Raw genomic sequence first — 4,986 nt, forward strand, 5'->3', positions numbered from 1 at the left:
CTGTCCATTAGATCACCGCCGCTGCGAGTGCTTGACGGAGTGCGCCGACGTTCCAAGCGGTTACACGCTCGGACAGTTTGCGAGGTGCAGGCAGGGTGCCGCGTTTGACCATGCGCCAGACGGTTGCCGACGAACAGGCAAACAGCCCTTGGACTACTGGCTGGCGAACATAGGCAGAATCGGGTTGTGAGTCGAAATTAACAAGCGCGTCAGGGAGTGCGCTCTGTGCTTTGGGTGCAGTCGTTTTAAGCGCGGAAGATATTGCGCTCGGTGTGTGGCAGGAAGTCATGGTGTGCGCCTTTCTGATTGGAAAGACGCAAGCGTAGATATTCAGTAACTTGGAATCACCGCAGTTGCGGCACAGGTTGCCGCAGTTGCGGTAACTCGTCAGGTAGCGTTCAGGCTTCGCTTACCCGCAGCAAACTTTTCTTCAAGCGTTCGCCCCGCTATTCCGGGCTTGCCATCGTAGTATCCGAGTAACGCGGAAATGATTGCGGATTGATTATCAAAAACTGATTGCGCGTTACCCGTTGGCGATTTTCCAAGCATCAGCGCCAGCATTGCCCCGATAATGTTTAGATAGGTTGTTTCAGATCGCTCGCCCGGTGTATTTGCCTTCTCCACCATCGCCCGTAGTGATTCGCGCTCGCCAACAATGTCATCCATATTTTTTTTCAGCGTCTGATAAGCCTCGCTCGCCTTTTCGAGTCTGGCCTTCAGTGCGTCTCTGTCAGCCTGTAGCACGAGAAATGTATCTTTGCCGAATGCAGCATGAGTGTTGCGCTCGATTTCATCAAAGAGAAAATCTGGCATGTCGGAAGGGTGCTCCTTGGATATCCATGCCTTCAAATTTGCCCTCGAAACGTGCCGACGTTCTGGCCGCACATGGTCTTCCGTTGTTACTGTTTTACCGTTTTCACGCGCTGACGGTAGCGCCTTGCTTTCGATTGCATCGTGAATGATCCTGCATCGCACCTCAAAACAAGGAATGTACGGATGCGTGAAAACCCCACGAATACTCGGATGCTCGATAATTTTATCCAACTCCTCTTGCGCATCATCGTGTGGAACCCCACACCAAAGCATTGCCGCCGCGGGAACGGGGTAATAGGCGTGATATGCACTGAGGTGTTCACAGTCGTTTTTGTTGTACCAAGATTTCATAAATACCCTTTCACTTCCCCTTGAATTCAGGAGCCACGCCAGCCGGACAAGGGGAATCCGGTTTTCGCCATCGGGGATCAGCCGACAGCTAGGCGCGACAAAAACTTTAAACTGCTGCTTTGCTTCGAATCGGTGTGACACTGGCAGGCAGAGCCACGGTATCGCAGAACTTCGCCCAGTCGCGCATCATCAAGCGCCGCTTTTCAAACAGATCACCGCGCCTGTATGCTTCCTCGACCTTGCTCCCAATGGAATGCGCCAGCGCCATTTCCGCCACGTCCTTAGGGTAGCTGGTACGTTCGGAAGCCCAATCTCTGAAAGTTGAACGGAAGCCGTGAATGGTTATGCCGCCGTGGACGCGACTCAAAGCATCCCGCATTACTTGGCCTGCCAGTTCCGCGCCCTTTCTGCTGGGGAAGATCAGATCGCTAGTTCTCGGCATGACATTAAGCACAGCCACGGCCTCATCACTCAGCGCCACGCGATGTTCTTTGTCCATCTTCATGCGTTCCTTGGGGATAGTCCACGTCGATTCCGCGAGGTTAATCTCCGACCATGCCGCGCCGGTAACTTCATTTAATCGAACCGCCGTCAGAATAGCGAACTCAACAGCACGTAACGGAATGCTTTCTTGTTGGCGTAGCTTCACCATGAATGCGCCGATCTCATCAAACGGCAGTGCTGGAAAGTGCTCAACAGATTGCACCTTGTTTGGCTTCGCCAGCAAAGACTCCAAGTGACCACGCCACCGCGCCGGATTTTCGCCAGTTCGATAACCGCGCACCGTTGCCCAGTCCAGAACTTTTTCAATCCGAGCACGAACTCGAGTAGCTGTTACGTTCTTGGTTAGCCATAGCGGTTCGATAACACTCATCACCTGAGCCTGCCCAATGTCGCGCACAAAGACCTTGCCGATCATGGGGAACGCGTAGGCAGTCAGAGAGGCAAGCCACTGGGAAGCATGAGATTTATTAGACCACTCCGACTCCTTGGCCGCGATGTACTTCATCGTCGCTTCGCTGAATGTAACGGATGCCGCCCTGCTTGCTGCCAGTGCGCTACGCTTGGCTTTCGCATCGTCTATCGGGTCAATGCCTGCCTTAATCTTAGCGCGAGCCTCACGCGCCGCATCACGCGCCCCTGCAAGGGTAACGTCAGGGAAACCACCCAAGCCCATGTCGCGCCGCTTGCCGCCGATCATTACCCGCAATATCCAATATCGTGCGCCAGTATCAGAGACTTTAAGCGCCAGACCTGAGACGCCGCCGACAGCATGAAAGCCAGGCGTATCAAGCCTGCCGACCTCTAACGCACCTAGTTCCTTTGCTTTCCTAGTCATCATTTGCCCCCATCACCCGCCCCATCAAAGATAATGATATTACTCGCTATGGTGTGAGACGACAAGAAATGATTAGATTATCTACAAACCCTTGCTAGAACAGGCGTTGCGTAGGGTAGTGATACGGTGCGATATGGGGCGAATTAAGCCAGTGCGAGGATAGTGTAGCCGCGCAGCTTCTCGACATCGGGAATGCTTATCTTTCGCCCTTCAACAACGATCAAGCCTTTTTCGGAGAGTTCGTGCAGGATGCGCGAGAAGTGTTCCTGCGTCAGGTTGAGGCGCGATGCAATCACCCCCTTGTTGGTGGTGAGCATGACGGTCAGCGAGTTCGAATTGGCGTCGCTTTCGACGGTGTCGCGCAGCAAGTAGCCAATGATGCGCTGGCGACCCGAGTGCAGCGAATACGATTCGACATCGGTGATCAGGTGATGCAGCCGTATCGAAAGCCCGGCGATCATCTTGCGGCCGAGTTTGGGATCTTTATCCAGTTCGTCGAGGATGACGGCTTTCGAGATGTGCAACAGCAGTGAATCGCTCAGCGCCTGCGCGTAAACCATGTACGGTTTTTCCATGAACATCACCGCTTCGCCAAAGGACTGACCCTGACTGAGGATATCCACCACCTTCTCACCGCCTTGCGATGAAGTGAAGGCAAGTTTGACTTGTCCGTAAACGATCAGGTGGAAACCGTTCGAGGGATCGCCTTTGTGAAACAGGATCTCACCGCGCAGCGCATTGACCTCGCGCGTACCACGCGCGATACGGGCAATTTCAACTGCCTCGAGCCCGTTGAAAAGCGGCACGTGGGAGAGAAGCGCCTCGATGTTGATTCCCTGTTTGGCGTGCATGCGAGCTTCCGAATTCTCGTCCGTGAATGACAAAGCATGGTCGCATCAGTCTGCGACCGAGGCTAGTTCTGGTTGGCGCCGAGCGAGGTTCTGAGAATCAGAACGGCAAAAAAAATATGGCACCAACCTTGCGATCGATGCCATTAATCCTAACGAGGTTTGTAACAGGAGAAGCTTACCCGACAGCGGCCGGGAAGTCATGTTTTTTCCTGATCGGACGGAACTTTATTCATTACCGGAAACGAAGCTGGTTACTTGGCAGGCCAGCCTGATCATGAATGCGCTGCCCATCGTCGGGGAAAGCCTCTGGTTCGCCCTGCGCGCGGGCTGAATTAATACTGAAAATGGCAACAACCGCTGCAAGCCGCATCTGTAGGCGATCTACAACGGTACATGCTGGAGAGCCAATGAATACAACGCTCTTCATGGCAATGGCTTGTAGATCGCCTGCCCATAAGCTCTGCAAGGCAGGCAAGAATCAATCTTTCCCTACTCCAAAAATATCTTCACGCGCCGCCTTGCTGATGGCGACGATCGCGGGATGGGTCAAGCGGCGTTCGGTGGTGATCGCATACAAGTGCTCGACCACGGCATCGATGCGGCCGATGACGGACACTTTGTACTGCTCGCAAACATGATCAACGATGGCGGTTGGGGCGACGAACAGTCCGGCACCGGCTTGTCCGAAGGCCTTCATCAGGGCGCTGTCGTCAAACTCGCCGACGATGCGCGGCCTCAGATTGCTGGTTTCCAGCCATTCAATCAGCTTCGGCCGGATGGCGACATCTTCGCCCGGCAGGAGAAACGGGGCGTTATCGAGCAGTGCCGGAAAACTGCCTGACAGTTCCTTCGCCAGGCCGCTGGTGCCGAACACCGATAGTCCGCTCTCGCCAAGCAAGTGACTGTAGCCGCGCACGTTCAGATTGGCCGGCATCTGCCGGTCGGCAATGATCATGTCGAGTCGATGAATGGACAGTTCGGCCAGCAGCGATGCCAAACGCCCCTCCCGACAAACCAGCCGCACCTGCTCGCCAAGTTTGAGCGCCGGCTCGACAAGCCGGTACGCGATCAGCTTGGACACGTTATCGGCGATCCCGACGCGGAATGGCAAGGTCTTTTTCACCTTTTGATCACGCAGCACTTCGAGCAGTTCATCACCGATGGTGAAAATTTCCTCGGCGTAGCTCAGGATGCGCCGCCCGGCTTCAGTTAGTTCAAGGTTGCGCCCGGCGCGGCGAAAAAGCTCGACATCCAGCGTGGCGCTAAATTCAGTCAGTTGCCCACTGATCGACTGCGGCGTAAGGTGCAGTTGCTCGGCGGCGCGGGCGATGCTGCCAGTCTTGGCCACCATCCAGAAATAGCGCAAATGCTTGAAGTTGAGCGTAGCCATGATGTTCTACCAATCAATTTAATCGATGTGTATGATCATTATATTCGACTTGTTAGATGTATTTGTACGGATTACCATCCCGCCTGCGTTAAAACAGAGGCCAAAGGGTTTTGCTTGGCATCGCAGTTTCAACTTTTTACGGAGAAGCAAATGAAAAAGACTTTCATGGCAGTTTTTGCGCTGGTTCTGGCGCTTGGCCTGAGCGTGGGCAGTGCTGAAGCCGCACGCATGGGCGGTGGAAA

Annotated in this window: 6 protein-coding genes; 1 reads left to right on the top strand and 5 read right to left on the bottom strand. The window is 54.4% G+C overall.

Annotated features, from left to right (window positions below; translation table 11 throughout):
* Positions 1–7: 7 nt before the first annotated feature.
* The 4 genes from ACOYNV_RS25505 to ACOYNV_RS25520 form a co-directional block, all read right to left on the bottom strand.
* Positions 8–289: a helix-turn-helix transcriptional regulator gene (locus ACOYNV_RS25505; RefSeq protein ID WP_422902623.1), complete on the bottom strand. Its 282-nt coding sequence runs from the start codon at positions 287–289 to the stop codon at positions 8–10.
* Positions 290–387: 98 nt separating this feature from the next.
* Positions 388–1,305: a hypothetical protein gene (locus ACOYNV_RS25510; protein ID WP_422902624.1), complete on the bottom strand. Its 918-nt coding sequence runs from the start codon at positions 1,303–1,305 to the stop codon at positions 388–390.
* Positions 1,271–2,506, bottom strand: a complete 1,236-nt coding sequence (locus ACOYNV_RS25515) for a tyrosine-type recombinase/integrase (RefSeq protein ID WP_422902625.1) — start codon at positions 2,504–2,506, stop codon at positions 1,271–1,273. Before ACOYNV_RS25515 ends, ACOYNV_RS25510 begins: the two co-directional genes overlap by 35 nt.
* Before the next feature lie 140 nt (positions 2,507–2,646).
* Positions 2,647–3,354, bottom strand: coding sequence for a Crp/Fnr family transcriptional regulator (locus ACOYNV_RS25520; protein WP_422902626.1), 708 nt, complete (start codon positions 3,352–3,354; stop codon positions 2,647–2,649).
* Between the two features lie 199 nt (positions 3,355–3,553).
* On the opposite strand from ACOYNV_RS25520, the gene ACOYNV_RS25525 reads away from it, so the two are divergent.
* Positions 3,554–3,685, top strand: a complete 132-nt coding sequence (locus ACOYNV_RS25525) for a hypothetical protein (RefSeq protein ID WP_422902627.1) — start codon at positions 3,554–3,556, stop codon at positions 3,683–3,685.
* Positions 3,686–3,832: 147 nt separating this feature from the next.
* On the opposite strand, the gene nhaR is transcribed toward ACOYNV_RS25525, so the two are convergent.
* Positions 3,833–4,744, bottom strand: a complete 912-nt coding sequence (nhaR, locus tag ACOYNV_RS25530; protein ID WP_422902628.1) for a transcriptional activator NhaR — start codon at positions 4,742–4,744, stop codon at positions 3,833–3,835.
* Positions 4,745–4,986: the final 242 nt, after the last annotated feature.

Origin of the sequence: Propionivibrio sp., from assembly GCF_049316945.1 — a bacterium.
Classification (GTDB): domain Bacteria; phylum Pseudomonadota; class Gammaproteobacteria; order Burkholderiales; family Rhodocyclaceae; genus Propionivibrio.

Excerpts from the sequence above, each read along its gene's own strand:
- ACOYNV_RS25505 (WP_422902623.1), bottom strand. The coding sequence starts at position 289 with ATGACTTCCTGCCACACACCGAGCGCAATATCTTCCGCGCTTAAAACG.
- ACOYNV_RS25515 (WP_422902625.1), bottom strand. The coding sequence starts at position 2,506 with ATGATGACTAGGAAAGCAAAGGAACTAGGTGCGTTAGAGGTCGGCAGG.
- ACOYNV_RS25520 (WP_422902626.1), bottom strand. The coding sequence starts at position 3,354 with ATGCACGCCAAACAGGGAATCAACATCGAGGCGCTTCTCTCCCACGTG.
- ACOYNV_RS25525 (WP_422902627.1), top strand. The coding sequence starts at position 3,554 with ATGTTTTTTCCTGATCGGACGGAACTTTATTCATTACCGGAAACGAAG.
- nhaR (WP_422902628.1), bottom strand. The coding sequence starts at position 4,744 with ATGGCTACGCTCAACTTCAAGCATTTGCGCTATTTCTGGATGGTGGCC.